The organism is Bradyrhizobium sp. ISRA430 (genome assembly GCF_029909975.1).
In the GTDB taxonomy this organism is placed as follows: Bacteria; Pseudomonadota; Alphaproteobacteria; order Rhizobiales; family Xanthobacteraceae; genus Bradyrhizobium.
Genome location: NZ_CP094516.1, coordinates 1,166,387 through 1,192,789 on the forward strand (window position 1 = coordinate 1,166,387; position 26,403 = coordinate 1,192,789).

24 protein-coding genes are annotated in these 26,403 nt (G+C 64.2%); 15 read left to right on the forward strand and 9 right to left on the reverse strand.

Annotated features, from left to right (window positions below):
- Positions 1-4: 4 nt before the first annotated feature.
- Positions 5-253: a hypothetical protein gene (locus tag MTX21_RS06055; RefSeq protein ID WP_280963905.1), complete on the reverse strand. Its 249-nt coding sequence runs from the start codon at positions 251-253 to the stop codon at positions 5-7.
- Between the two features lie 230 nt (positions 254-483).
- On the opposite strand from MTX21_RS06055, the gene MTX21_RS06060 reads away from it, so the two are divergent.
- Both MTX21_RS06060 and MTX21_RS06065 read left to right on the forward strand, forming a co-directional pair.
- Positions 484-675 carry a hypothetical protein gene (locus MTX21_RS06060; RefSeq protein WP_280963906.1) on the forward strand — a complete coding sequence of 64 codons (192 nt, stop codon included), beginning with the start codon at positions 484-486 and terminating at the stop codon, positions 673-675.
- Between the two features lie 229 nt (positions 676-904).
- Positions 905-1,234 (forward strand): DUF1476 domain-containing protein, encoded by a 330-nt coding sequence (locus tag MTX21_RS06065; RefSeq protein WP_280963907.1) that lies wholly within the window; start codon positions 905-907, stop codon positions 1,232-1,234.
- A gap of 45 nt (positions 1,235-1,279) precedes the next feature.
- Here the strand turns inward: MTX21_RS06065 and MTX21_RS06070 are convergent, their stop codons facing one another.
- The gene (locus MTX21_RS06070; RefSeq protein WP_280963908.1) at positions 1,280-1,858 is read right to left on the reverse strand and encodes a TIGR00645 family protein; all 579 of its coding nucleotides are present in this window, start codon (positions 1,856-1,858) and stop codon (positions 1,280-1,282) included.
- A gap of 183 nt (positions 1,859-2,041) precedes the next feature.
- On the opposite strand from MTX21_RS06070, the gene MTX21_RS06075 reads away from it, so the two are divergent.
- Together MTX21_RS06075 and MTX21_RS06080 are read left to right on the forward strand one after the other, a co-directional pair.
- The gene (locus MTX21_RS06075) at positions 2,042-2,296 is read left to right on the forward strand and encodes a hypothetical protein (protein WP_280970982.1); all 255 of its coding nucleotides are present in this window, start codon (positions 2,042-2,044) and stop codon (positions 2,294-2,296) included.
- 972 nt (positions 2,297-3,268) lie between these two features.
- Positions 3,269-4,195, forward strand: coding sequence for a septal ring lytic transglycosylase RlpA family protein (locus tag MTX21_RS06080; RefSeq protein WP_280963909.1), 927 nt, complete (start codon positions 3,269-3,271; stop codon positions 4,193-4,195).
- Here MTX21_RS06080 and MTX21_RS06085 read toward each other — a convergent pair.
- A complete protein-coding gene (locus tag MTX21_RS06085) occupies positions 4,189-5,145 on the reverse strand; it encodes an alpha/beta hydrolase (protein WP_280963910.1) in 957 nt (318 codons plus the stop codon). The two genes, MTX21_RS06080 and MTX21_RS06085, sit on opposite strands and share 7 nt — an antisense overlap.
- A 153-nt stretch (positions 5,146-5,298) precedes the next feature.
- On the opposite strand from MTX21_RS06085, the gene MTX21_RS06090 reads away from it, so the two are divergent.
- From MTX21_RS06090 to MTX21_RS06130, 9 genes are all read left to right on the forward strand, one after another.
- A complete protein-coding gene (locus tag MTX21_RS06090; RefSeq protein ID WP_280963911.1) occupies positions 5,299-6,561 on the forward strand; it encodes a D-alanyl-D-alanine carboxypeptidase family protein in 1,263 nt (420 codons plus the stop codon).
- A gap of 2 nt (positions 6,562-6,563) precedes the next feature.
- Complete coding sequence (tmk, locus tag MTX21_RS06095) at positions 6,564-7,250, forward strand: dTMP kinase (RefSeq protein ID WP_280963912.1); 687 nt, start codon at positions 6,564-6,566, stop codon at positions 7,248-7,250.
- The gene (locus MTX21_RS06100; protein ID WP_280963913.1) at positions 7,247-8,293 is read left to right on the forward strand and encodes a DNA polymerase III subunit delta'; all 1,047 of its coding nucleotides are present in this window, start codon (positions 7,247-7,249) and stop codon (positions 8,291-8,293) included. Before tmk ends, MTX21_RS06100 begins: the two co-directional genes overlap by 4 nt.
- Positions 8,294-8,340: 47 nt before the next feature.
- Entirely contained in the window at positions 8,341-10,302 is a 1,962-nt protein-coding gene (gene metG / locus MTX21_RS06105; protein WP_280963914.1) for a methionine--tRNA ligase, read from the forward strand.
- 14 nt (positions 10,303-10,316) lie between these two features.
- Positions 10,317-11,093 carry a TatD family hydrolase gene (locus MTX21_RS06110; RefSeq protein ID WP_280963915.1) on the forward strand — a complete coding sequence of 259 codons (777 nt, stop codon included), beginning with the start codon at positions 10,317-10,319 and terminating at the stop codon, positions 11,091-11,093.
- 13 nt (positions 11,094-11,106) lie between these two features.
- On the forward strand, positions 11,107-11,904 hold the full coding sequence (locus MTX21_RS06115; RefSeq protein ID WP_280963916.1) for an MBL fold metallo-hydrolase: 798 nt from the start codon (positions 11,107-11,109) through the stop codon (positions 11,902-11,904).
- A 169-nt stretch (positions 11,905-12,073) separates the two neighbouring features.
- Positions 12,074-12,670, forward strand: coding sequence for a TRAP transporter small permease (locus MTX21_RS06120; RefSeq protein ID WP_280963917.1), 597 nt, complete (start codon positions 12,074-12,076; stop codon positions 12,668-12,670).
- A gap of 2 nt (positions 12,671-12,672) precedes the next feature.
- Positions 12,673-13,986, forward strand: coding sequence for a TRAP transporter large permease subunit (locus MTX21_RS06125; RefSeq protein ID WP_280963918.1), 1,314 nt, complete (start codon positions 12,673-12,675; stop codon positions 13,984-13,986).
- A 39-nt stretch (positions 13,987-14,025) separates the two neighbouring features.
- Entirely contained in the window at positions 14,026-15,003 is a 978-nt protein-coding gene (locus MTX21_RS06130) for a TRAP transporter substrate-binding protein (protein WP_280963919.1), read from the forward strand.
- Between the two features lie 94 nt (positions 15,004-15,097).
- Here MTX21_RS06130 and MTX21_RS06135 read toward each other — a convergent pair whose 3' ends face one another.
- Genes MTX21_RS06135 through MTX21_RS06145 form a run of 3 tightly spaced genes read right to left on the reverse strand, consistent with a single transcriptional unit; the run spans position 15,098 to position 19,694 of the window.
- Positions 15,098-16,747, reverse strand: coding sequence for an acyl-CoA synthetase (locus tag MTX21_RS06135; RefSeq protein ID WP_280963920.1), 1,650 nt, complete (start codon positions 16,745-16,747; stop codon positions 15,098-15,100).
- A 22-nt stretch (positions 16,748-16,769) separates the two neighbouring features.
- Positions 16,770-18,659: a TRAP transporter large permease subunit gene (locus MTX21_RS06140; RefSeq protein ID WP_280963921.1), complete on the reverse strand. Its 1,890-nt coding sequence runs from the start codon at positions 18,657-18,659 to the stop codon at positions 16,770-16,772.
- A 15-nt stretch (positions 18,660-18,674) separates the two neighbouring features.
- Positions 18,675-19,694 (reverse strand): TRAP transporter substrate-binding protein, encoded by a 1,020-nt coding sequence (locus MTX21_RS06145; RefSeq protein WP_280963923.1) that lies wholly within the window; start codon positions 19,692-19,694, stop codon positions 18,675-18,677.
- A gap of 424 nt (positions 19,695-20,118) precedes the next feature.
- Between MTX21_RS06145 and MTX21_RS06150 the strand changes: the two genes are divergently transcribed.
- Complete coding sequence (locus tag MTX21_RS06150) at positions 20,119-21,324, forward strand: Xaa-Pro peptidase family protein (protein WP_280963925.1); 1,206 nt, start codon at positions 20,119-20,121, stop codon at positions 21,322-21,324.
- A gap of 603 nt (positions 21,325-21,927) precedes the next feature.
- Here MTX21_RS06150 and MTX21_RS06155 read toward each other — a convergent pair.
- Positions 21,928-22,602, reverse strand: coding sequence for an HAD family hydrolase (locus tag MTX21_RS06155; protein WP_280963926.1), 675 nt, complete (start codon positions 22,600-22,602; stop codon positions 21,928-21,930).
- 137 nt (positions 22,603-22,739) lie between these two features.
- Entirely contained in the window at positions 22,740-23,567 is an 828-nt protein-coding gene (locus MTX21_RS06160; RefSeq protein ID WP_280963927.1) for a hypothetical protein, read from the reverse strand.
- Between the two features lie 183 nt (positions 23,568-23,750).
- Between MTX21_RS06160 and MTX21_RS06165 the strand changes: the two genes are divergently transcribed.
- Positions 23,751-24,401, forward strand: coding sequence for a glutathione S-transferase family protein (locus tag MTX21_RS06165; protein ID WP_280963928.1), 651 nt, complete (start codon positions 23,751-23,753; stop codon positions 24,399-24,401).
- On the opposite strand, the gene MTX21_RS06170 is transcribed toward MTX21_RS06165, so the two are convergent.
- Complete coding sequence (locus MTX21_RS06170; protein WP_280963929.1) at positions 24,398-26,395, reverse strand: primary-amine oxidase; 1,998 nt, start codon at positions 26,393-26,395, stop codon at positions 24,398-24,400. The two genes, MTX21_RS06165 and MTX21_RS06170, sit on opposite strands and share 4 nt — an antisense overlap.
- Between the last annotated feature and the right edge of the window lie 8 nt (positions 26,396-26,403).

Genomic DNA, 26,403 nt, shown 5'->3' on the forward strand with positions numbered 1-26,403 from the left:
CGCCTCAGGCGGCGAAGTCTGTGGAGAAGCCGAAATCTTCGTGCTGAGTTGAGTAGCCGGCAATCTTTCTCGAAGCGGCTGAGGGGCGGAACGTCTTGCCGACAGCGGCAAGAATTTCCTCGTGAGCGATACCTGATGCCGCGCCAGCTCGACGGACTTTGCGACGATAGCGTGATGCCGCTGTTTTGCCCGACGTGTCAAACGATTTGAGGTTCGAAACATCAGGCCGGCGAAGGGTCTGGCTACTGTGCATGGGGTTGTTTTCGATATTTTATCTTACGGCGGCTCATGCCGCCTGACGCGACCCGAATTCCTGGTCCGGAAGGGCCGAGCGGTTGAGGACACCGGCCTTGAAAACTGCTTGGCGCAAACATCGTGCTTTCGTCGCTAAACACCTGATATCCTAATGACTTTGGTCTGCCGCGCAGGTTCGCCCAAGCGCCGGCTTGCGGAACTTCGCCGCGGCCTCCGCGTTGTCTCGGCATGAGCGAGAACGTTTCTTTCCGACGCAAACCCTTGACCCCCGAACAGCGTCAGGCACGCGATGCCGCGCGGCGTGTAGAGGCGGAAAAGGCCATGCGCGATTACGAGGCCGCGCAGAAGGCGTTCCATGCCAATCGCGAACGGCTGAAGGCCGAACGGCTCGCCCGCGAGGCGGCCGCGGCCAAGGATTGATCCAAGGATTGATCGACCTATCGCATCCGGCCGCGCAGGTCTCGCCCCTTCTCAGCTCTTCCTCAAAGGCAGCCGGCCGTGAGCGTCGGCTGCGTTTTCGTCGTGCGCTCAAGGCAGGCTTGACGGCGCTCCGTTTCCGGGAGGAAGATTCAAACATCCTGAACCGACGAGAACCACGGAGACGATCCGCTTCCAGTCCCATCATCGGCGTAACGCAATGGAGCTGAGAATGACCACGTTCGACAAGCGCGAGCAGGGTTTTGAGGCCAAATTCGCCCACGACGAGGAATTGATGTTCAAGGCCACGGCCCGATCCAACAAGCTGCTCGGGCTATGGGCCGCAGGGCAGCTCGGGCTCACGGGCGACGCGGCGGCAGGCTACGCGACCGCACTGGTGACGGCCAGCCTGGAGAACAAGACCGGCGACGAGACCTTGCGCAAGGTGTCGGACGATCTTGCCGGCAAGGGCGTGTCACCCGAACAGGTCGCGCAGAAGCTGAGGGAATGCCTGCACCAGGCGCTGGCGCAGCTCGAGGCCTTGCCGAGCGATCAGCGCTAGCGATCAATGCCCAGGCCTCGCCGGCAGCCTCCTGCCGGCGCGGCCTTACTCCGCGTGCTTGCGCACGCCGCTGTCGCTCAGCCTGTCGACGAAGGCGATGCCGATCGCCGAGGCTATGAAGGTGATGTGGATCAGGACCTGCCACATCACGCCTTTTTCGGTGAAGCCGGCGCGGTCGGAGCCGAGATTGCCGGCCTCGATGAAGGTGCGCAGCAGCGCGATCGAGGAGATGCCGATGATGGCCATCGCGAGCTTGATCTTGAGCACGCTCGCATTGACGTGGCCGAGCCATTCCGGCTCGTCGGGATGGCCCTGGAGATCGAGCCGGGACACGAAGGTCTCGTAGCCGCCGACGATCACCATCACGAGCAGATTGGAGATCATCACCACGTCGATCAGCGCAAGCACGCTCATCATGATCTGCTGCTCGGTGAGATCGAGGGCATGCCAGGAGAGATGCCAGAGCTCCTTGACGAACAGCGCGATGTAGACGCATTGCGCGACGATCAGCCCGAGATAGAGTGGCAATTGCAGCCAACGCGAGCCGAAGATGACCATCGGCAGCGCGCGCAGGCGCGGCGAGGGCAGGCGGGGTCCGGTCATGGTCTCAGGCTCAACCGACATTTGATCTCCACGCAATCCAAGTGATCCGATCCGATGTAGCCCGGCAAGATGGCCGGCGGAAGACGCCGCGCTTGCGGGCCGCTCCCCTGCGGATCGCGCGCTCCGCATGCTAGTCTGTCAAAGAGTCGTCGTGAGACGGCTGTTTGTGGAGGTGTGTCGTTGAGCAGAAGTCTTCCTGGCAGGATCGTCGTCGTTGCCATCCTTGTCCTTGGCGCCGGCACGACAGGCGGCTCGGCGTCGCCACTGACGCCCTTTCGCTACGAGGGGCAGGCGCAACGTCATTGCCCCGGCGACAAGGTGGTGTGGCTGGATTTCAGGAAGGGCATCTACTACGCCAAGGGCCAGAGGCGTTACGGCCAGGGCTTTGACGGCAGCTTCGTCTGCCTGAACGAGGTTCGGGGCAGCTCCTACCGCCGCTCGCTGTTGGGCTTGCGCTGAGCGGCGCGTCGCCGGGCGGGACGGGGAGGCCGGCTATTTCTCGCTGGGTAGCTTTACTGGCACGTGCGGCGAGCTGCTGACGACCCGGGGACTTCCGTCGGGATAGGTGTGGCTGCCGCGGATCAGCGATTCCAGGACCAGTATGAATTTCTCGGCAAGCATCTGCGTCACCCTCGTTGGTGATGGCCTCTTGAAATTGAGTCGAGGCGACAGATGCGGAAATTCAATCAACTAAAAGGGAGCCCGATAATCCGGGACAACCACGCTCTGCTGCGACGCCGTACGCTATGGTCGAGCAGGGGAAGGACGGGTGAGGTCAGCCGAAGGCCAACGCCACGAGGCTCGAGCACAGCAGCACCAGGCCGCCGGCGGTCAATGCCAAGAAACCATCGGATACGAAGTCATGGTTGCGCATGGGACACCTGCCGCTCTCGTCTTCGATGCTCCGCCGGATTGATTAAAAATGTCCGAACGTATCGTCGTGGAAGAGGTGATGCGTGTCGCCGCGCGAGCGCCGTTAGGCGCGCGTGCGGTAACCTTCAAACGCATGGGCCAGGAAGATGCCTGCGCTTACCAGACCCATCAGTGCCGAAACCGTCTCGATCATCGTCAATTTCCAATCCGCCCCTGCACCCGAGAGAACGCGTGCGGCCTTGCACAGTCAAAAGAATTTCCGTGCGCACGGCGACAATCGGGATGGAGTGAGGATTCGGCGCAACAGCCTGTGCGGGACTGGCACAGACGCAGCGCTACGGGCGCTGTCCGCGTACCGTGGTTCAACGGGGAGGGACGAACGTCTAGTTTACCATCTTCGCGCGACGCTCGCGCGCTCCCCATTTCCGCCTTGTTCGGGTTGCGATATCGTCACGACTTCCGACGCGGTGGTGGGCCGCGCCGGGCAACGGCCGGCAGAAGGCCTGCTCGCGGTAAAAGCGAGTTGGGCACGCGTCCGGCCAAATGGTATTGGGGCGAATGGGGATCCGACGGTCAGATTCGGTGGTGCGGGTCGCGCGTGGTGTTGCTGCGGCTGCCGCCTGCCTTACGCTCGCAAATTGCGCCTCGTCGGGCAAATTCGCCAGCCGCGTCGATCCGAAATACGGCGTCTCCTCGAGCCCCCGGGTCGTGGCCTGGGGCGAACCGGTCCCCAAGGGCGGCGGCACCTACCGCGTCGGCAAACCCTATGTGGTGGCAGGCCGGACCTACGTGCCGGAGGAGGACGTCAACTATCGCGCCGAGGGCCTGGCGTCCTGGTATGGCGATGATTTCCATGGCCGCCTGACCGCCAATGGCGAGGTGTTCGACATGGGCTCGCTGACGGCTGCGCATCCGACCTTGCCGATGCCGTGCTATGCGCGGGTGACCAATATGTCGAACGGCAAGTCGCTGATTGTCCGCGTCAATGACCGTGGCCCCTACCACGGCAATCGCCTCATCGACGTCTCGAACAAGGCTGCCGAACTCCTTGAATTCAAAGGCAATGGTGTCGCCAGGGTCCGCGTCGAATATGTCGGCCGGGCACCGTTGGAAGGCTCCGACGACCGCCAGCTCATGGCCACCTTGCGCACCGGCGTTCCGGCGCCGTCGCCCTCGATGGTCCGGGTCGCTTCGGCGAAACCGTTCGTACCGGAACTGCCATCATCGACCCGCGGTGCTATCCGCGGCGAGGTTCCGATGCCCGAGGGGCGCCCCTACAGCCTCGGCAACACATCGGCCGATGTCGCCTCGATCAATGCGACCTCGGAAATGTCGGCCTCGAGCCGCAGCCGTGGCCGGGCGCTCCAGAACGTCCGTCAGGTGTCGTATGACGACGACGGCCGCTACGCCACCGACAGCGGTCCTGCCATCTCTGATGGCGCGGCGGAAGCTCGCAGCATCCTGAGCGGCCGCGGCCTCTACTGAGCCGCGCTCTCCTTCAGGAATTTCACCAGCGCAGCGTTGACCTCGTCGGGCCGCTCCTGCTGGACCCAGTGGCCGGCGCCTTCGATGATCAGCTTGCGCTTGAGGTTCGGCAGCACCCGATCGAGCTCGTTGACGCGCTTGGCGCCGATCAGACCGGTGATGACGGCGTCTCTCGAGCCTGCAATGAACAGGGACGGCTGATGGATCTGCGCGTCCTGCCAGGGCGCCGTCAGCTCCCAATTGCGATCGATGTTGCGATACCAGTTCAGCCCGCCACGAAAGCCGGACTTGCGGAAGGTCTCGGTGAAATAGGCGAGGTCGGTGTCGGTCAGCCAGGTGGGCAGCGGCTCGTCGCCGCTCGCATGGCCGAGAAAGCCCTTGTCCTCCTGGACGAACATGGCAGCGGTGGGATCGGAGAGGCCGCGTCCACCGAGCACGATGCGCATGGTGCGGGCGACGTCCCGCTCGAGCTCGGCCTCGGCGACGCCGGGCGTCTGGAAATACTGCCAATAGAAGTTAGTGACGCCGCCTTGGCGCAACAGGTCGAGCGGCTTGCCGCGGCCGCGGAACGGCGGCGGTACGCTCAGACCGGCGACCGCCGTGAAGATGTCGGGGCGGAACAGCGCGGCGTGCCAGGCGACCGGCGCGCCCCAGTCGTGACCGACCACCATGGCTTTGGTCTCGCCGAGCGCCTGCACCAGGCCGACCACGTCGCCGACCGTGTCGAAGATCGAATAGGTGGAGACCTCGGACGGCGCTGCGCTCTGGCCATAGCCGCGCATGTCGGGCGCGACGACGTGAAAGCCGGCGGCCGCCAGCGCCGGGATCTGGTGACGCCAGGAGTAGGACAGTTCCGGCCAGCCATGGCACAGCACCACCAGCGGCCCCTGGCCTTGCTCACGGATGAAGAGATCGATTCCGTTGGCGGTGATGACGCGGGTGGAAGACATCGCTTTTCCGCCTTGTTTCAGGGATTTGGTCGGAAATCATGAGACGTTACGATAGGGGTGCGGAAAGAATCGTGCAATGTCCGGCTTTTGCGCCCAACCCCGTGTTGTTCGCACTGGTTCCAACTGTTAGAACGCCGCTCTCAGGGCTTCGCCATGCCATTTCGCATTTCTTTGCCTCGTCCAAACCGCCTCACGGTCGGCACGCTGGCGCGCGGCCTGGTTGCGGCGCTTCTGGTTGTGAGCGTCGGCTGGGGTGGGGGGCTCTACGCCGCCAACCAGAGCGTCCAGGGCGCCAAGAAGGCTGAAGACGTCGGCTTCGACGGCGATGCGCCCACCGCGATTCTGATCGAGGCCTCCAGCGGCAGCGTGCTGTTCGAGAAGAATGCCGACGAATTGCGTGCGCCGTCCAGCATGATGAAGCTGATGACCGCGGAGGTCGTCTTCAATGCCGTCAAGAAGGGCGACATCAAGCTGACCGACGAATACCGGATCAGCGAGAATGCCTGGCGCAGGGGCGGCGCGCCCTCGGGCGGCTCGACGATGTTTGCCGCCATCAACAGCAAGGTGTCGGTGGATGATCTCCTGCACGGCGCGATCATCCAGAGCGGCAACGATGCCTGCATTGCGCTCGCCGAAGGGATCGCGGGCAACGAGCGCATTTTCGCCGCCGATTTCATGACCAAGCGCGCGCGGGAGCTCGGCCTGACCAAATCGACCTTCGCCAACTCCAATGGCTTGCCCGATCCGGGCAACAAGATGACGGTGCGCGAGCTCGGAATCCTCGCCCGTCACATCATCCTGGACTATCCCGAATTCTACAAACTGTTCGGCGAGAAGGAGTTCACCTGGAACAAGATCCGCCAGCCCAACCGCAATCCGCTGCTCAACACGCTCGAAGGCGCCGACGGCCTGAAGACCGGCTACACCAAGGAGGGCGGCTACGGCATGGTCGGCTCGGCCGTGCAAAACGGCACGCGGCTGATCGTCGTCGTCAACGGGCTGGAAGACTCCGAGGATCGCGCCACCGAAGCCAAGAAGATGCTGGAGTGGGGTTATCGCAATTTCGAGACCCGCACGCTGATCGCGGCCGACCAGCCGGTCGGCTACGCCAGGGTTTTTGGCGGCGAAAGCCGCTCGGTGAAGCTTGTTGCCAAGACGCCTGTGAAGGTGATGGTGCACAAGAACGGCAACGACAAGCTGATCGCGCGGATCGTCTATAGCGGCCCGGTGCGCGCGCCGATCCAGGAAGGTCAGCAGGTCGGTGTGGTGCGGGTCTGGCGCAGCGGCAACATCGCAGTGGAGACGCCGGTCTACGCCGCCGAGGCGATCGGCACCGGCTCGACCATGCGCCGCGCGATCGATGGCGCCAGCGAGCTCGTGATCGGAGCGTTCCGCGCGGGCGCCGAGAAGCTCTGATCATGACCGAGATCGCGGCACAGCGCCCGTCCGGACGCGGACGCTTCATCACCTTTGAAGGCGGCGAGGGGACGGGCAAGTCGACCCAGATCAAGAGGCTCGCCGATCGCTTGAGTGCGGCCAAGCTCCGCACCGTCGTCACGCGCGAGCCGGGCGGCTCGCCGGGGGCTGAGATCATGCGCCATCTCGTGCTCTCCGGCATGGGCAAGCTGCTCGGGCCCGAGGCCGAAACGCTGCTCTTTGCCGCCGCCCGCGACGACCATGTCCGCACCGTGATCGAGCCGGCGCTCAATCAGGGCACCTGGGTGCTGTGCGACCGCTTCGCCGATTCCACGCGGGCCTATCAGGGCAGCCTTGGCAGCGTGCCGGCCGGCTTGATCAACGCGATGGAGCGGGTCACGATCGGCGACCTCAAGCCGGACCTCACCTTCATCCTCGACCTGCCGGTCGAGATCGGCCTGCAGCGCGCCGCCGCGCGCCGCGGCAGCGGGACGGCGGACCGGTTCGAAGGCGAGAACCTCAGGTTCCATCAGGGCCTGCGCGACGCCTATCGCAGGATCGCGGCGGAAGAACCCGCGCGCTGTGTGCTGATCGACGCCAATGCCGATGTCGACACGGTGGCCGGACGCATCTGGACGGCGCTGCGCGAGCGCCTTCTCCCCACGCCAGCATCGGTGGTTTCAATATGAGCCCGCGCCAGGCCGAGCGCGAAGCCGCCATTCCGCATCCGCGCGAGACCTCTCGGTTGTTCGGCCATCGCGAGGCCGAGATGGCGCTGCTTGCAGCCTATCGGAGCGGGCGCATCCCGCATGCCTGGCTGATCGGCGGCCCGCAAGGGATAGGCAAGGCGACGCTGGCCTATAGGATGGCGCGCTTCGTGCTCGCTCACAGTCAGCCGCTTGCGCCGGCCGTGCAGCGCGCCGACAGCCTTGCGATCGATCCGGACGACGCCGTGGCGCGGCAGATCGCCGCCGGCTCGCATGGCGGCCTGTTGACGCTGGAGCGCACCGCCAACGATCGCGGTGTGATGCGCACCGTGATTACCGTGGACGAGACGCGCGAAACGATCGCGTTCTTCGGCTCGACCGCGGCGGCAGAAGGCTGGCGCGTCTGCATCGTCGACACTGTCGACGAGCTCAATCCGAACGCCGCGAATGCGCTTTTGAAGATCCTCGAGGAGCCGCCACAGCAATCGCTATTCCTGCTGGTGAGCCACGCGCCTGCGCGGGTGCTGGCCACGATCCAGTCGCGCTGCCGCAAGCTGCGTCTGCGGCCGCTCGCAACCGACGAGGTGATCGGCGCTGCGGCCGCAGCCGCCGACATCGAGCCGAGCGATCCGGCGCTAGGCGAAGCGGCGGAAGCCTCCGAGGGCAGCGTCGCGCGGGCGCTGACGCTGCTCGGCGGCGATGCGCTCAAGCTTCAGCAGCGCACGGCCGCGCTGCTGGCGCGGCTGCCGCAGGTTGATCCGCGCGAATTGCATACGCTCGGCGATTCCCTCGGCACCAGCGACCGTGTCGCGCTTGCGGCCTTCATCGACGGCATCGATCGCTGGATCGCCGAGCGCCTGCATGCGGACGACGCCAGCGCCAACGAAAACCTGCCGCGCCTTGCGCGCCTTGCGGAGGTATGGGAAAAGATCGTCCGCGCCGCGCGCGACACCGAAACCTACAATCTGGAGCGAAAGCCCTTGGTTTTCTCGGTGTTCGGCTGGCTGGCGGACGCAACGCGCTAGGCGCAGGTTCGTTTCCAAATTTTGAGAAGCCGGTAAAGGAATTCGTGGTGGCAACGCGAGCTAAGAAGACCGTCAAACGCAAGAGCGGCAAGAAGGCTGCGAAGAAAGCCGCCAAGCGGCCGGCCGAGACTCTTGGGAAGGCTCGCGCGCGCAAGGCCGCCGCCAAGAAGGCGAAGAAGGCTGCTGCCAAGAAGGGCGCGAAAAAGACAGCGGGCGCAAAGGCAGCGAAGAAGGCTGCGAGGAAGCAGGTCGTCGCCAAGAAGTCCGCGAAGAAAAAGGCCGTCAAGACGCCGGCCAAGCCTTCTGTAAAAGCTCCGGCGAAGAAAGCGGTCAAGAAGGCGAGGGTGGCGTCGCCGCCCGTGGCGCCTGCTCCCGTCGCTCCGCCGAAGGTGGTGAAAGCGAAGGTGCCGCGCGCGCCGAAGGGCGTTGCCGCATCGCAAGCTGCGGCGCCCGTTGCGGCACCTGCGCGCGACAACGTCTTCTACATCACGACCGCGATCGCCTATCCCAACGGCCAACCGCACATCGGCCACGCCTATGAGGCGATCGCCACCGACGTGCTGGCGCGCTTTGCGCGGCTCGACGGCAAGGACGTGTTCTTCCTGACCGGCACCGACGAGCACGGCCTGAAGATGATCCAGACCGCGCAGAACGAGGGTCTCACCCCATCCGCGCTCGCCACTCGCAACGCCGGCCGCTTCAAGGAGATGGACGAGCGCCTGAACGTGTCGTTCGATCGCTTCATCCGCACCACCGAAGCGCAGCACCATGACTCGAGCAAGGAGATCTGGCGGCGCATGGCCGCCAATGGCGACATCTATGCCGACACCTATTCTGGCTGGTACTCGGTGCGGGATGAGGCCTATTACGCCGAGGACGAGACGCGCCTGAACGATGACGGCGTGCGCCTTGGTCCGCAAGGCACGCCGGTCGAGTGGGTGGAGGAGAAGAGCTATTTCTTCCGCCTGTCGGCCTACCAGGACAAGCTGCTGAAGCTCTACGAGGAGCATCCCGAGTTCATCGGGCCGGACGCGCGCCGCAACGAGGTGATGAGCTTCGTCAGAAGCGGCCTGCGCGATCTTTCGATCTCGCGCACCACGTTCGACTGGGGCGTGAAGGTGCCTGACGACGAAGAGCACGTGATGTACGTCTGGGTCGACGCTCTCACCAACTACATCACCGGCGTCGGCTTCCCGGACGAGAAGGATGCGAACTGGCGCTACTGGCCGGCGGATGTGCACATCATCGGCAAGGACATCATCCGCTTCCATGCAGTCTACTGGCCGGCGTTCCTGATGTCGGCCGGCCTTGCGGTGCCGAAGCGCGTCTATGCGCACGGCTTCCTGTTCAACAGGGGCGAGAAGATGTCGAAGTCGGTCGGCAACGTCGTCGATCCCTTCAACCTCGCCGACCAGTATGGCGTCGACCAGATGCGCTATTTCTTCCTGCGTGAGGTGCCGTTCGGCCAGGACGGCAACTACAATCACGAGGCCATCGTCGCGCGCATCAATGCCGATCTCGCCAACGATCTCGGCAATCTCGCGCAGCGCTCGCTGTCGATGATCGCAAAGCAGCTCGGCGGCGTGCTGCCCGAGCCCGGCGAGTTCAGCGACAACGACAAGGCGATCCTCAGCCAGGCCGACGGCATGATCGCGGCCGCGCGCGAGGCGATGGCGAGCCAACAGGTCCATCATTGGCTGAACGCCGTGTGGGCCGTGGTTGCGGAAGCCAACCGCTACTTCGCGGGCGAGGCGCCCTGGGCGCTGGCCAAGACCGATCCGGCGCGGCAGAAGACGGTGCTCTATGTGACCGCGGAAGTCGTGCGCCAGATCGCGATCCTGGCCCAGCCGGCGATGCCGACCGCCTCGGGTAAGCTGCTCGACAGCCTCGGTATCCCCCAAGCAGAGCGCAACTTCGCCATGCTCGGCGGCGCAAAGCGTATCGCGCCCGGCTCGACGCTGCCGGCCCCGACTCCGGCGTTCCCGCGCTACATCGAGCCGGCGGCCTAAGGGCAATTTTCGCAATGCTGGTCGACAGCCACTGCCATCTCGATTTTCCGGACTTTTCAGAGGATCTCGACGGGATCGTGTCGCGTGCGCGTGCGGCCGGCATCAAGCGCATGGTCACGATCTCGACGCGGGTGCGGCGGCTGAACGACCTGCTTGCGATTGCCGGGCGCTACGACGACGTCTATTGCTCGGTCGGCACCCATCCGCACAACGCGGATGAGGAGGACGGCATCTCCCCGGACGAGCTTGTCGCGCTGACGCAGCATCCCAAGGTCGTCGCGCTCGGGGAGGCAGGGCTCGACTATTTCTACGACAACGGCTCGCCGGAGGCGCAGGCGAGGGGCTTTCGCGCCCATATCGCCGCAGCGCGCGCGACCGGGCTGCCTCTCGTGATCCATACCCGCGAGGCAGACGAGGATTGCGGCCGCATCCTGGAAGAGGAGGCAGCGAAGGGATCGTTTCGTGCCGTGCTGCATTGTTACACGGGCGGGCGCGAGCTTGCGATGAAGGCGGTCTCGCTGGGGCTGTATATCGGCTTCACGGGCATCCTGACCTTCAAGAAGTCGGAAGCCTTGCGCGCGCTCGCAGCCGAACTGCCGTCCGATCGTATTGTGGTTGAAACGGACTCTCCCTATCTTGCGCCCGGCAAGTTTCGGGGCAAACGCAACGAACCGGCCTATGTGGTCGAGGTCGCAAAGGTGCTCGCCGAAACGCGCAGCGTGTCGCTTGATGAGATCTCACACCAGACCACCGAAAATTTCTTCCGCCTGTTCTCCAAGGTGAAAGCTTAAGTCCAGGAGCCGCATGACACTCACGCTGACGATCCTGGGCTGCGGCTCCTCCGCCGGCGTGCCGCGCCCGGCCCTCGGCTGGGGCGCCTGCGATCCGAACAATCCCAAGAACCGCCGGCGGCGCTGTTCCCTGCTCGTCGAGCACGTCGCCGACCATGGCGCCACGCGCATCGTGATCGACACCTCGCCCGACCTGCGTGAGCAACTCATCGACGCCAATGTCGATCACATCGACGCGGTGTTCTTGACGCACGAGCATGCCGACCAGACCCACGGCATGGACGATCTGCGTTCGGTCGTCCTTCACATGCGCAAGCGCATTCCGGTCTATTTCAACCAGTCGACCGCCAAGGACATCATGGCGCGGTTCTCCTATTGCTTCATCTCGCCGGAGGGCAGTGACTATCCGCCGATCCTGACGCGACACTCGATCGAGGCGGGCGAGAGCCAGGCGATTCTGGGGAAGGGCGGCGCGGTGACACTGCGGGCCTTCCTGGTGCAGCACGGCAAGATCCCGGCGCTCGGCTATCGCATTGGCAATGCCGCCTACACGCCCGACCTCAACGACATCCCGCGCGAGAGCTGGGAGGCGCTGGAAAATCTCGATCTGTGGATCGTCGACGGGCTGCGCTACACCGGCCATTCCAGCCACTTCAGCATCAACGACGCGCTGTCCTGGATCGCGCGATTCAAGCCGAGGCGCGCCGTCATCACCAACATGACGGCCGATGTCGACTACGAGGTGATCCGGCAGTCGCTGCCCGCGGGCGTGGTGCCAGCCTATGATGGGCTGCGGCTGGAGACGCACTGAACCTCCAGTTGAGATCGCGGCCCAAGCCGGCATATTCCTTGCTTTCGCGGGCCGCATCATGTTGGTCTAACGTCTCAAAGACAGGTGTCGGACAGGGACGATAATCAAGAAGAGCCGGCGGCGCGTGACGCCCGATCGTCGGGTTCGTTTACACTAGCGTCATCTGAGAATGGGGAACGCGTTGGCGGGACATGACGACGTAGCGGCTGCGGGATTGATCCGACGCACTCTGGATCTTCTCTATCTTTGCGCAGGCTATGCGGCCGGAATCTTCCTGGTTGCGATTTTCGCGATCATGATGGTCATGTCGGTCGGACGGCAATTTGCCCTCAACATTCCGGCCGGCGACGACTTCGCCTCGTGGTGCATGGCGGCAATGGCATTTCTCGGTCTCGCCCACACCTTCAAGCGCGGCGAGATGATACGCGTCGGTCTCGTGCTGGAGCGCTTGCACGGGCGGAAGAAACAGCTCGCTGAGATCGTCGCGCTCGGCATTGCGGCTGCCTTCGTTCTCTACTTTACCCGACACGCCGTGCAGATGACTTACGACTCCTGGCGCTTCAACGACGTGGCACAAGGCGTCGTCGCGCTTCCGCTCTGGATTCCGCAGCTTGGTTTTGCCTCAGGTCTTGCAATTCTGTCGATCGCAGTGGCCGACGAGATGATCAACGTGCTCCGTGGCAATCGGCCGAGTTACGAGAAGGGTTCTCCAGACGAGAGCCCGGAAGAGTTCGTCGAACGCATATCGCAGGGCGGCGGGGGCTGACCATGGCCAATCTCGGCATGATCGAACTGTCGTTCATTCTGCTCGGTGTCATGATCCTGCTCCTGGCGAGCGGGGTCTGGATCGCCGTCGCGCTCGGCCTCGTCGGCTTTGTGGCGATGGCACTGACCACGAGCCTGCCGCTCGGCACGGTGCTTGCGACCACGACCTGGAGTGCAAGCGCCTCCTGGACGCTTGCGGCGCTGCCGTTGTTCATCTGGATGGGAGAAATCCTCTTTCGCACCAAATTGTCGGAGGAAATGTTCCGCGGCCTGTCGCCCTGGGTTCAGTGGCTCCCGGGACGGCTGACCCATGTGAACGTGATCGGATGCGGCATCTTTGCGGCGGTGTCGGGCTCCTCGGCCGCGACCTGCGCGACCATCGGCAAGATCGCACTACCCGAACTCGACAAGCGCGGCTACGACAAGGGCCTCAGCCTCGGCTCGCTTGCAGGCTCCGGCACGCTCGGACTGCTGATTCCGCCTTCGATTCCGATGGTGGTGTACGCGGTCACGGCGAACGTCTCGGTGCTGCAGGTGTTCCTCGGCGGCTTCCTGCCGGGGGCGCTCGTCATGGGCCTCTACTCCGGCTACATCGTTCTATGGTCGCTGCTCAATCCGAAGAAGATACCGCCGCGTGATCCGCCGATGCCGTTTCGCCGGAAGCTGCAGGAATCCGCCAAGCTGGTTCCCTGTCTGATTCTGATCCTCGCAGTCTTCTTTTCGCTCGTACTCGGCTTTGCCACTGCGACCGAATGCGCCGCATGGGGCGTTGCAGGCGCGCTCCTGCTTGCGTGGTGGAGCGGTACGCTCACGCGCAAGAACTTCTTCGAGAGCGTGATGAGCGCGACGCGGCTGACCTGCATGATCATGCTGATCCTGGCGGGTGCGGCCTATACCACAGCCGCGATGGCCTATACCGGCATTCCGGCGGCACTCGCCACCTGGGTCAAGGGGCAGGAGCTGACACCCAGCATGCTCGCGCTGTATCTGAGCGTCATGTACATCATTCTCGGCTGCCTGATCGACGGCATCTCGATGATTGTGCTGACCGCCGTGATTGTGCTGCCGATGGTGAAGCAGGCCGGGCTCGACCTCGTCTGGTTCGGGGTCTACCTCATCATTCACGTCGAGATGGCGCAGATCACGCCGCCGGTCGGTTTCAACCTGTTCGTGCTCCAGAACATGAGCGGGCGCGATACCCTGACCGTTGCGCGGGCGGCGTTCCCGTTCTTCGTCCTGTTGCTTGCCGCCGTGTTCATCATCACCGAATATCCGCAGATCGTGCTGTTCTTGCCTAAGCTCGCTTTTCCCGATTGATCGCGTCGGGCTTCCAAATTGACCGTGAGGAGACGTTCGATGAAGTTTCGCTTGTTCCGCCTGGGCCTGATGGCCGGAGTGCTTTTGGCCGCTACACCCGTGCTCGCCCAGACAAAGTGGAATCTGCCTGCGGCATATCCAGCCGACAATCCGCATTCGGAGAATCTCGTCGCCTTTGCCAAGGACGTCGAAGCCGCGACCTCAGGCAAGCTGCAAATCACCGTCCATCCGGGCGCGTCGCTGTTCAAGGCGCCGGACATCAAGCGCGCCGTGGCGACCGGGCAGGCGCAGATGGGCGAAGTGCTGCTATCGATCCACGAAAACGAGGATCCGGTATTCGGCATCGACGTGGTGCCGTTCCTGGCGACCAGCTTTCCGGAGGCGATGAAGCTGTATCAGGCTTCCAAGCCAGCGATCGCAAAGAAGCTGGACGCACAAGGCCTGAAGCTGCTGTTCGCCGTGCCGTGGGCGCCGCAGGGCGTTTATGTCAACAAGCCGCTCGCGACCATCGAGGACATGAAGGGCCTGAAGTGGCGCGCCTATAATGTCGGAACCGCGCGGATCGGCGAACTGGTCGGTGCCCAGGCGGTGACGATCCAGGCCGCCGAGCTGCCGCAGGCACTCGCTACCGGCGTGGTGAATTCATTCATGTCGTCGGGCGGTACCGGCTATGATTCCAAGGCATGGGAATCGCTGAAGTACTTCTACGACGTGCAGGCCTGGATTCCGAAGGACTACACCTTCGTCAACAAGGCGGCGTTCGACGCGCTCGACAAGCCGACCCAGGAGGCAATCCTCAAGGCGGCCGCAACGGCGGAGACACGCGGCTGGAAGGCCTGGGAAGAAAAGAGCAATTGGTACATTGCTCAGCTCAAGGCCAAGGGCATGACGGTGGAACCGCCAAGCCCGGCGCTGAAGGCCGGCTTTCAGAAGATCGGCGAACAGTTGACGGCCGACTGGCTCAAGAAGGCCGGGGCCAATGGCCAGGCCCTGATTGACGCCTACAAGAAGATGTAAGGACGAGGTTAGATCCTGCTCCTCGCCGTCGCGCGCGAGCAGGATCTTGCCCCGAGCAGGATCTTGCCCATTGGCCGCATAGGCGCCGGCTGGCTCAGGTCGAGATCGCCTTGGCCGATCCGACCTCGTTGCGCAGCAGGAATTTCTGAATCTTTCCGGTCGAGGTCTTCGGGATCGGTCCGAACACGACGGCCTTCGGCGTCTTGAAGCCCGATAGGTGGGTGCGGCAGAAGGCGATGATGTCGGCTTCGCTCGCGCTCGCGCCGTCCTTCAATTCGATGAAGGCGCAGGGCACCTCGCCCCATTTCGGATCGGGCTTTGCGACCACGGCCGCGAACAGCACGGCCGGATGCTTGTAGAGGATGTCCTCGACCTCGACGGAGGAGATGTTCTCGCCGCCGGAGATGATGATGTCCTTGGAACGGTCCTTGATGATGATGTAGCCGTGCTCGTCGAGCACGCCGAGATCGCCGGTGTGAAACCAGCCGCCTTCGAAGGCTTCCGTCGTCGCTTTCTCGTTCTTGAGGTAGCCCTTCATCACGATGTTGCCGCGGAACATGACCTCGCCGATGGTCTCGCCATCGCGCGGCACCTCCTGCATGGTCTGCGGATTGATGACGGTGACAGCTTCTTCCAGCGGGTAGGACACGCCTTGCCGGCGCTTCATGCGCGCGCGTTCGGGCGCGGGAAGCTCATCCCAGCCGGGCTGCTCGGCGCAGACGGAGGCGGGGCCATAGACCTCGGTCAGGCCGTAGACATGCGTGAGCTTGATGCCGATGCTCTCGGCGCCTTCGAGCACCGCGACCGGCGGGGCGGCACCGGCGATCAGGCCGACGACGCGGCGGGCCGCGTTGCCTTTGGGCGCATCGGGCGCGTTGATCAGCGTGTTGTAGACGATCGGCGCGCCGCACATGTGCGTGACGCCGTGCTGCTTGATCAGCGCGAAGATCTTGCTCGGCTCGACCTTGCGCAGGCAGACGTTGATGCCGGCGGCCGCCGCGATGGTCCACGGGAAGCACCAGCCGTTGCAATGAAACATCGGCAACGTCCAGAGATAGACCGGATGCTGGCCGAGATTGCCCGCGAGGATGTTGCTGACGGCGTTCAGATAGGCGCCGCGATGATGGGTGACGACGCCCTTGGGATTGCCCGTGGTGCCCGAGGTGTAGCTCAGCGCGATGGCGTCCCACTCGTCCGCCGGCAGGATCGCGGTGAAGTTCGGGTCGCCCTGGGCGACGGCGGTTTCGTACTCGATCTCGCCGATGCGCTTGCCGCCCTTGAACGCGGCGTCGTCGACGTCGACCACAAGAGGCTTTGGCCCGTTCATCTGCGCGAGCGCGTCGGTGATCACGCCGGCAAATTCGGGATCGACCAGGATGATCTTGGCCCCGCCATGATCGAGCTGGAAGGCGATCGAGGGTGCATCGAGCCGGATGTTGAGGGCATTGAGCACTGCGCCGGCCATCGGCACCGCAAAGTGCAGCTCGTTCATCGCCGGCACGTTCGGCAGCATGGCCGCGACCGTGTCGCCGACGCCGATGCCCTTGCCGGCCAGCCAGGACGCAAAGCGCCGGCAGCGCTCGTAAGTCTCAGCCCAGGTGAAGCTGCGGCCTTCATAGACCGTGCTGACGTGATCGGGAAAGACGGCGGCGCTGCGCGCGAGGAAGCTCAGCGGGCTCAAGGGCACGTAGTTGGCGGGTGTCTTGTCGAGGCCGATATTGTACTGGTTCTGCCGCTCACTCATCGACACCCTCCTGTACGCCGCGTCAAAGGAATCCGATCGAGATCCAGGGGAAGATCGCGACGATGATCAATCCCACGAGCAGCGCCAGCAGGTAGCCCCAGATCGGCCGGATGCCTTCGGCCGGATCGACGCGTCCGATGGCGCAGGCAGCATAATAGCCGACGCCGAAGGGCGGCGCGAATAGCCCGATACCCATCGCCAAAATGATCACCATGGCATAGTGCACCTCATGCACGCCGACGGCGCGGGCAATGGGAAACAGCAGCGGCCCGAACAGCACGATGGCGGGAATTCCCTCCAGCACGCTGCCGAGGATGGTGAAAGCCAGGATCGAGACCGCAATGAACGAGGCCGAGCCGCCGGGCAGGCCGGTCATGGCTGAAGCCAGCGAGCGCGAGAAGCCCGATTGCGTCAGGCCCCAGGCCATGCCGGTGGCGCTGCCGATGATCAGCAGGATGGCGCCGGAGAGCGAGGCGGTCTCGACCAGCATCGGAAACAGCCGCCGCCAGTCGAAGCGGCGGTAGATCAGGAGGCCGACCAGGACGCCGTAGACGATGCCGATCGTCGAGACTTCCGTGGCGGTCGCGATGCCCTCGACCACGGCGTAACGGATCACAAAAGGCAGCGCCAATGCGGGCAGGGCGATGATGAAGGTCTTGCCGATCTCACCAGTGGTGGCGCGGCGGACGTGGCTCATGTCCTCGTGGCGGTAGCGCCACCAGACCAGCATGCAGAGCGTCAGCGCCAGCACCACGCCTGGCAAGAGGCCGCCGGTGAACAGCGCCGCGATCGACACGCCGGTGACCGAGCCGATGGTGATCAGCACGAGGCTCGGCGGGATGGTTTCGGTCTGCGCGCCCGTTGCCGCGAGCAGCGCGACGAGATCGCCGGGGCGGGCGCCACGCTCTTTCATCTCGGGGAACAGCACCGGTGCGACCGCGGCCATGTCGGCGGCCTTGGCGCCGGAGATGCCGGAGACCAGGTACATGGCGCCGACCAGCACGTAATGCAGGCCGCCGCGGACGTGGCCGAGCAGGCTTGCCAGAAACGCCACCATGGCCCGCGCCATGCCGGTCATCTCGATCAGCAACCCTAAGAACACGAACAGCGGTACCGCGAGCAGGATCAGATGGCTCATGCCCTCGTCCATCCGGCCGACGAGCACCATCACGGGCGTACGCGTGGTCAGCGCCAGATAGCCGAAGATCGCGAGGCCAAAGCCGAACGCAATGGGAACGCCGGCAAAGACGCAGAAGCCGGCAACGCCGACAAAGAAGATGACGAGGTTGAGGTTGCCGAGCGGCCGCAGATAAGGCTCGGCGAGCCAGAACAAACCGACGACGATGGCGACGGACGCCACGGCCGCCAGCACCATGCGGTAATCCGCGGCCCGCAACAGCCGCAGCAGCGCGAATGCTGCCATCAGGCAGATGCCGACCGGCAGCGCCACGGCGCGCCACATGTTCGAAATCTGCAGCGCCGGCGTGGTGATGAAGCTTTCCTCATAGGCGTAGTCGTAGGACGGCCAGACGATCATCATGAGGAACGCCAGCGCGGCAGAGACCGCCACGAGATCAAGCCAGGCTCGCATCGCAGGTCCTGCGCTTGCGACGATCGCAGTCATGCGCATGTGCTCGGAGCGGCGGAATGCGACCGCCGCGCCCAGCATCGCCAGCCACAGGAACAGGATCGAGGCGAGCTCGTCCGACCAGATCAGCGGCCGGTGCAGCCCGTAGCGCGCGACCACGCCGGCAAACAGGATGACGATCTCGGCGACGACCAGGATCGCCGCCGGGATCTCGACGAGGAGGCCCAGCGCGCGCTCCAGCGAGGCAAGCACGGAAGATCGGCGAGGGGGCTGCACAGCCACCTCGCCCGCCATTTCGGTCACCGGTGCCTCGATATGAGCCATGACGGCTCCAACGCCTTACGACAGCTTGCCGACGGCTTTTTCCAAGAGGTCCCAGGCCTGCTCACCATACTTGCCCTTCCACTCGGCATAGAAGCCGGCGGTCCGCAGCTTGTCGCGGAACGGCGCGACAGTGGGCTGGTTGAAGGTCAGGCCCTTGCCGGCGAGCTCCTGCTGGAGATTGGCGTTCAGCTTGGCGGTGTCGGCGCGCTCGTTCACGGCAGCGGCGTTGATGTGCTTGGCGACGATGGTGCGCACGTCCGCCGGCAGCTTCTCCCACGCGCGGCGGTTGGCCAGGAACCAGAAGCCGTCCCACATGTGGTTGGTCAGCGAGCAGTATTTCTGCACCTCGTAGAGCTTGGCGGTCGAGATGATCGCCAGCGGGTTCTCCTGGCCTTCGACCACCTTGGTCTGGAGCGCCGAATAGACCTCGCTGAAATTGATCGAAGCGGGCGCGGCATCGAACGCCTTGAACATCGAGGTCCACAGCGGCGACACCGGCACGCGGATCTTGAAGCCCTTGAAATCGTCCGGCCCCGTGATCGGCTTGGTCGAGGACGTGGTCTGGCGGAACCCGTTGTCCCAGATCTTGTCCATGACCTCGAGGCCGGCCTTCTTGATCTCGCCGCGGACATAGGCGCCGAGGTCGCCGTCCATGGCCTTCCAGACCGTGTCGTAGTCCGGGAACGCGAAGCCGATGCCGTTGATGGAAGCTGCCGGAACCAGGGTCGCCAGGATCAGGCCGGACAGCGTGAAGAACTCGACGCCGCCGGACCGGATCTGGCTCAGCATGTCGGTGTCGGACCCGAGCTGGTTGTTCGGGAAGATCTGGAGGTCGAACTTGCCGTTGGTCTCGCTCTTGATCGCCGCGGCCATCTCCTTGGCGCGGGCGTTCATCGGATGTGAGTCAGGCAGGTTGTTGGCGTATTTGTAGGTGAACTCGGCGCTCTGGGCGCGGGCCACATGGGGCGCACCAATGCCGCCCAGGACCGCGGTCGCGGCGGAGGCCTTGAGAAGCGTGCGTCGGGAAAAGTTCATCGGGGTTTGCTCCCAAAAAAGGTTTGTTGTTGTTCTGAGACGCAAACCTATACGGACGGAAGGCCATGAGGTCATCTGCGATCTCGCGAGGCTTCGCTTATTGCAGCCACATCGAGCCGCGGCAATATCGGCTTTCAGACGATGCTGTTGACGCATGCTGCGGCGGATTGGCGCTCAGGGTCGTGGCGAGCGAAACGGTACTGGAGCGAAGGCGGCATCGCAGGATTTCTGCCTAAATATCTGATCTAATTCGATATAAATATATTCCATAATATACCTTATGCGAATTACGGCTGAGCATGCAGATCAGGCCGGACATTTCCGCAGCTAGCCAGAACCCTGCTCCCGGCTCACACTCGTCTTCCAGCAAAGCCCAGACCCACGACGCCGGCATTCAAGCTGCGCCAGCCATGGGAGGTTCGTCATGCAGGAGAACGTTGCGCGCGCGAACGGCTCTCGCGCGATTCCATTCGATGCCGCCAAGCTCGACGGTCTCATGGAGGCCTCCGGGCTCGACGTCCTGATCGCGACCTCCAAGCACAATGTGCAGTACCTGCTCGGTGCCGAGCGCGCGATCTTCTTCGACTACATGGATGCCATGGGCGTCAGCCGCTATCTGCCGGTGCTGGTCTATCCCAAGGGCGCTCCGGAGAAGGCCGTCTATGTCGGCCATCGGCTCGAGACCCATCAGCGCGCCGTGGCGCCGCCATGGGTACCGCAGGTCCGGACCGAGTCCAACGGATCGGTCGATGCGGTGATGCGGGCCGTGGGCCTGATCCGGGACGCCGGCGTGCCGCTGGAGCGGGTCGGGGTCGAGATGGCATTCCTGCCGATGGATGCGGGCCGGGCGCTTACTGAGGCCCTGCCCGGCGCCGAGCTCAAGGACGTGCTGTTGGTGCTGGAGCGGCTGCGCGCGGTCAAGTCGGCGGACGAGTTGGCAAAACTCAAGACCGCCTCCGAGCTCGTCATTGCGTCGATGCTGGAGGTGATTGCGCAGCACGGCCCGGGCACGACCAAGCAGCAATTGTCGGACGGATTGCGCGTTGCGGAAGTCAATCGCGGCCTCACCTTCGAGTATTGCCTGCTGGCCTGCGGCAAAAGCCACAACCGGGCGCCGTCGGCGCAGCGCTGGGAGCAAGGCGACGTGCTGTCGCTGGACTCCGGCGGCAATTATCACGGCTATATCGGCGACCTCGCACGGATGGCCGTGCTGGGCGATCCCGATGCCGAACTCAGGGATTATCTGGCCGAGATTGAGGCGGTGCAGCGTGCCGCCTTCGCCGCGGTCCGGCCCGGCGCCTTGGGTGGCGACATCTACGTCGCGGCCGAGCGGCAGCTTGCCCAGATCAGCCAGCGCGGCTGCACCGATTTCCTGGCCCATGGCATGGGCCTCGTCAGCCACGAGGCCCCTCGCCTGACCGCCACCGGTCCGGTTCCCTATGACGACGTCGATGCCCGCCAGCCGCTCGAAGCCGGCATGGTGGTGTCGATCGAAACCACGATGAAGCATCCCACGCGCGGTTTCATCAAGCTCGAGGATACGGTCGCGGTGACGCCGAGCGGCTACGAGATCTTCGGCGAGGGTGGCCGCGGCTGGAATCGCGGCGGCAGCGGGCTTACCGCGAGATAGCGTTGAGCATCTCGGCAGGCCCACGCGCAAATCGTGAGTTGTGGCGCGACGGGAGACTGTTCCTTTGGCGCACGACAAACGGTGAGCGCGATCCCATCAATAACTTCGGCCCGGGCCAGACGAGCCGCGCGAACCTCGCGCACCGCGGAAGTAACGGCACCACCCGTCCGGGCTGATAGGTCCGGCAACGATCTCGCAGCTACCGGGTGGCCGGAAGTGGGCACAAACGCCGCAGTGTTGGGCTCCGTTCGGTTGATACTGATAATGCGCGACCTCTTTCGGGATGGGCCTACGTGCGCGGGCATAGGCACCCGTGACATATCCTGCCGTGCCATGAGCCCACGCCGGAGCCACTGTCGCGCCGGCGAGCGCTGCGCCGCCGAGCGAGGTTTCGAAGAAGCCGCGGCGAGAGAGGCCTTTATCGGGCTTGTTGCTGGAGGAAGAGCTTGCACCTACCGGCTTGGATTGGTCACTCATCGGTCGCCTCCTGGCGGTACCGCCTTCGAAAAATCGGATTTCCCTGCAACTCACAAACCGTGCCGGAATATTCCTAGTTCCTAAATGCCCTCCGGTTATCGTAATCGCGCCCGCTGGACGCCTGCCTTAGCGCCGGCCGCCGACTTCATCGATCCGGCGCAACATGTCCGCGGGATCGTCATAGACGCGGAAGGCGCCGGATTGCCTGAGTTCGTCCGGTCCATAGCCGCCGCTCAGCAGGCCGACGCCAAGCGCGCGGCAGCGCACCGCCGCCATCATGTCCCAGACGCTGTCGCCAACCACGACCGCCGTCTCGATCGGTGCATTCAGCCGGGCCGCTGCGGCGAGAAACAGATCGGGGTCGGGCTTCGCGTATTTGACCTGGTCGCGCGTCACCACTGGCGTGCGCTGGGGATCGACGCCGAGTGAGGCCAGGTTGACGGCCGCGGTCTCCATCCGGCCGCTGGTCGCAATCGCCCAGGGAATCTTCGCGTCCGACAACCATCGCAGCAGTTCGCGCGCGCCTGGCAGCGGCCGGATCTGGCTGGCCTGCTGCTGGTACGACGCCGCGTGCGCCCGCCGCAGCCGGTCGATGCGTTCTTCGCTTATCTCCACGCCGATTTCGCGCAGGAGCTGGTTGGTGAAGAGCCCGCCGCTCATGCCGATCTTGCGATGAATGCGCCAGACCGACAGCTCGATGCCTTCGGCTTCGAGCGCGTGTTTCCAGGCCAGCACATGTTGATAGACGCTGTCGACCAGCGTGCCGTCGAGGTCAAACAGAAAGATTGGCTCGATGCGCATGTGATGTCTCCGTCGCCAGGCGTCGCCGACCGAGGCGCCCTCGCCTCGCTGGCCCGACGCTTGGCTTACGATCAACAGAGCCGCTGGTTCCCTCCCGTTGCATCACCAGGCCGCGATATACGTCCCCTTGAAGCGCTCTAGCGCAGCGGCAATTGGTCGAGCTGACTCTGCGCCTTCTTGACGGTGGTGGCGAACCAGCTCTGGCTCGGCGCCTGCTTGGCGAAGCACGCCGTGAATGCGGTCATCGCATTGTCTTCGCGGGTCATGTCGCCGCGCGGGTCTTTCTTGTCGACGGGTCTGGCCATCATCTGCTTCCAGACCTTCTCGCAAGCCGGGATCGGCGCCGTCTTTACCGCGTCCGACGTGGCGACAAAGAAAACCTTCTCGCCCTGGATCGCGACGACGTCGATTTCGTCAGGCGGTCCTTTCAGATCGCCATTGCCGCGCACGCCCAGCACGGCGACCGCTACGCTCGCCGTCGCGGGCTTTGCGATCGGCAGCTCTGCATATTTGGCGAAAGCGGAATCCTGGATCGCAGCGTAGTAGAAGCGGTCTGACCTGAACGCGGCGCTGATCTCCTGCGGCATGCCGTCCTCGCGATGCTCGGCAAGCCAGTGCTTGAGCAGCGTGCTGGTCGTCACCACGACTTGCGTCTTGTCGCCTTCGGAGGCGAAAGCGAGCCCATCGAGATGGCCGAAGCCCGAGTCGCCCTTATAGAGCGTGTCGACGTTCGACTTTGCCTCCGTCGGCAGCCCCTTGATCGTGATCGGCCCCATCAGGCCACGCAGCACCTCTGCCAACTCCTTAAGAGCCATATCGTGCTGCTTGTAAGTCTCGTCGTTCTCCGCCGCCTTCGAGAACTTTGCGATGTAGCGATCGCGTAGGTCGAGGTATGGCTGCTCGGGAGCGGCCGCATATGCGTTGGTGGCGAACACGAGCAGGCAGAGCAAGGCAAGCGGTCTCATGGCGATTCCCGCGGGGCGAAGTGATCTCCAGTCTTTGTGCCGGCGCTCGACGGGAGGTTCATCGGCCCCTCAGCCGTCAAAAAAATCTGCAGAATGATGTCGGTCTCCGAACGCCCCGTTCGTCGTGCCAATGCCGGGCCAATGACGCCGGCTCCACAGCTTTTGGCTAAGGAGAGCCTCACGATGACCATCACCATTACCGCCTTTGAACGGTCACCCGATGGCGGCATAGGACTGGCGCGTGATACGCGCGTTCGCTGGGCGTTTGAGGAAGTGGGTCAACCCTACAAGGTCCGCCTCGTTTCGTTTCATGCGATGAAGGAACCTGCGCATCTGGCTCTTCATCCTTTCGGTCAGATTCCGACCTATGAAGAAGGCGATCTCGTGCTGTTCGAGACGGGGGCGATCGTCTTCCACATCGCCCAGCGCCATGCCGGTCTTCTGCCGGATGACGCCAATGCCCGGGCGCGCGCGATCACTTGGATGTTTGCCGCGCTCAACACGGTGGAGCCGCCGATCCTTGAGCTTGGAACCGCCAGACTGTTAGAGGGCGACAAGCCCTGGAACAAGGAGCGCCTGCCTCTGGTCGAAGGTCGCATCCGCGACCGGCTGAACCAACTTTCCCGACGCCTCGGGGATACCGATTGGCTCGATGGTGCGTTCAGCGCGGGCGACCTGATGATGGTATCGGTGCTGCTCCGCCTGAAATCGTCGGGCATTCTGGACGAATATCCGAACCTGGCCGCCTATCTTGCCCGCGGTGAAGCGCGGCCCGCCTACAAGCGGGCTTTCGACGCTCAACTGGCGGTGAACACCGGCAAGCCGCTAATCTAGCTCCTTCGGCAGCACGATCCGCCGGCGCCGTTTTGGTCGGCGGCGAGCACGCTGCGGCTGTTGCGGTCCGGCGGGATGTCGCCGGCGGCATTGGCCGCAAAGAAGCCGGTCGGCTTCAGCATGAAGCCGGCATATTCGACCGGCATGATCGGGAAATCCTCGGGCTTGCAGATATGAGTGTGGCCAAAGGAGTGCCACACCACGAGGTCGGCATTCTCGATGTTGCGGTTCTGCGCGGCGTAGCGCGGCAGGCCGTCGCCGCCGGCATGGACGTTGGGATAGTCCCCGCTGGCGTATTTCTCGGCGGGATCGAACGCCGTGACCCAGACATGCTTGGTGGCGAAGCCGCCTCGTCTGCGCACGTAACTGCCCTCCTGCGCCAGCATCAGCGGGCTCGGATTGACCACGAGCTTGTAGGCCGGCGCGCCGCCGACCGAATTGGTCTCGTTGGGATTGCTGATCTTCCAGAACCGGCCGGTCCCGCCATTGGCGACCGAGGCCGCGTCGCGCTCGCGCGACAGAATGCGCGTTGTCGTGTCAAACACGTTGCCATGCGGATTGTCATCGCCCCAGGGCCGCGGCATGAACTCATGCTCGGTGACGGTGTTACCGCCGCCATCGAGATCCATGTGCAGGCGCACGTTGAAGAAGTGCTGGTGCGTCGGCCCGCCCAGATTGTCGTCGACCATGCCGCCCCAGCGATATTTATCGCCGGGCTTGACGGCCGCAGTCTGGATGATGCCGGTGAGCTTAGTCTCGAGTTGGATGGTGCCGTCCTGGTAGAGGTACCAATAGAAGCCGTAGTCGTAATTGCCGACGGTTGCGAAGAACGAGATGACGAGCCGCCGGGAGCGGCGGACCTCGAACAGGCCGTTGCGGAATTCGTAGTGTTTCCAGGCAATTCCGTAGTCTTCTTCATGCATGCAGATGGCGTTCTGCATGACGAACGGCTCGCCCTTGCTGTCGGCCGCCGGCACGTCGAAATAATGGATGTTGCCGAGGCAGTCGCAGCCGAGCTCGAGCGCATTGGCGAGCATGCCGAGCCCGTATTCGCCGGCGTCGAACGCCGACTTCCAGAAATGGTTGGCGGTCGGGTCGGCATAAGGCACCACCATCTCGGTGACGCTGGCGCGATGGATCAGCGAACGCTTGCGCCCGCCGTCCTGGTAGGCGAGCTGATGCAACACCAGCCCCTCGCGCGGCGTGAAGCCGACGCGAAAGCTCCATTTCTGCCATTCGACCAGCCAGCCATCGACGCGGAAGCTCGCGCCCTCCGGCTGCTCGATGTGCAGCGGCTTGATGTCGGTGCGAGCGTTCTTGACTTCGTGTGCGCCGTAGTTCCGCTTCTTGCGCGGGATCGGCACGATCGGATCCGCATCGGTGAGGTCGATGACCCTGCCCCCGATCAGGTCGACGACCGCGACGACGCCCTCGATCGGGTGGGCGTAGCCGTTGTCCTGGAGGTGCTCGCGAAAATAGCTGACGGCGCGCACGATACGTGCGCCGCGCTCGAACTCCTTGTCGAAGAAGCCCGAGGAGAACGGATCGACCTGGACCAGCTCGATATCCTTGTCGCTGAGGCCGCGCCGGTGCATCGCCGCGCGCCAACCGGGATCGGCCTTGACCACGGCCTCGCATTTGAAGAACTCCTCGAGCATCAGCGGGGGCTGCCCGTAGGGGGCCTCGCGGTTCGGCACGACCTTGCGGCCGACGATCTCGCCGCGGCTGAGATCGACGATGTGCTCGATCGCCTCGCCGGTCACGATGTCCAGCGTCAGCACGAAGGCGCGGCGCGGCAGCCCTGCCCCGCCTGCCGCCAGCTCCTGCTTGGTCGGCTCTTCCAGGCGCACGGCCGGGAAGCGGCAGCTCTCGGGCGATGTGGCTGCTGCGCGCACCAGCGCGCACGCCGCGGAGATTTCCGCGGTCGTCAGCGGATCGAGCGGATGCGGTGTGGCGGCCTGCGCCGGCGATGTGGCTGTGACGGTATCGAGCATGATGATGT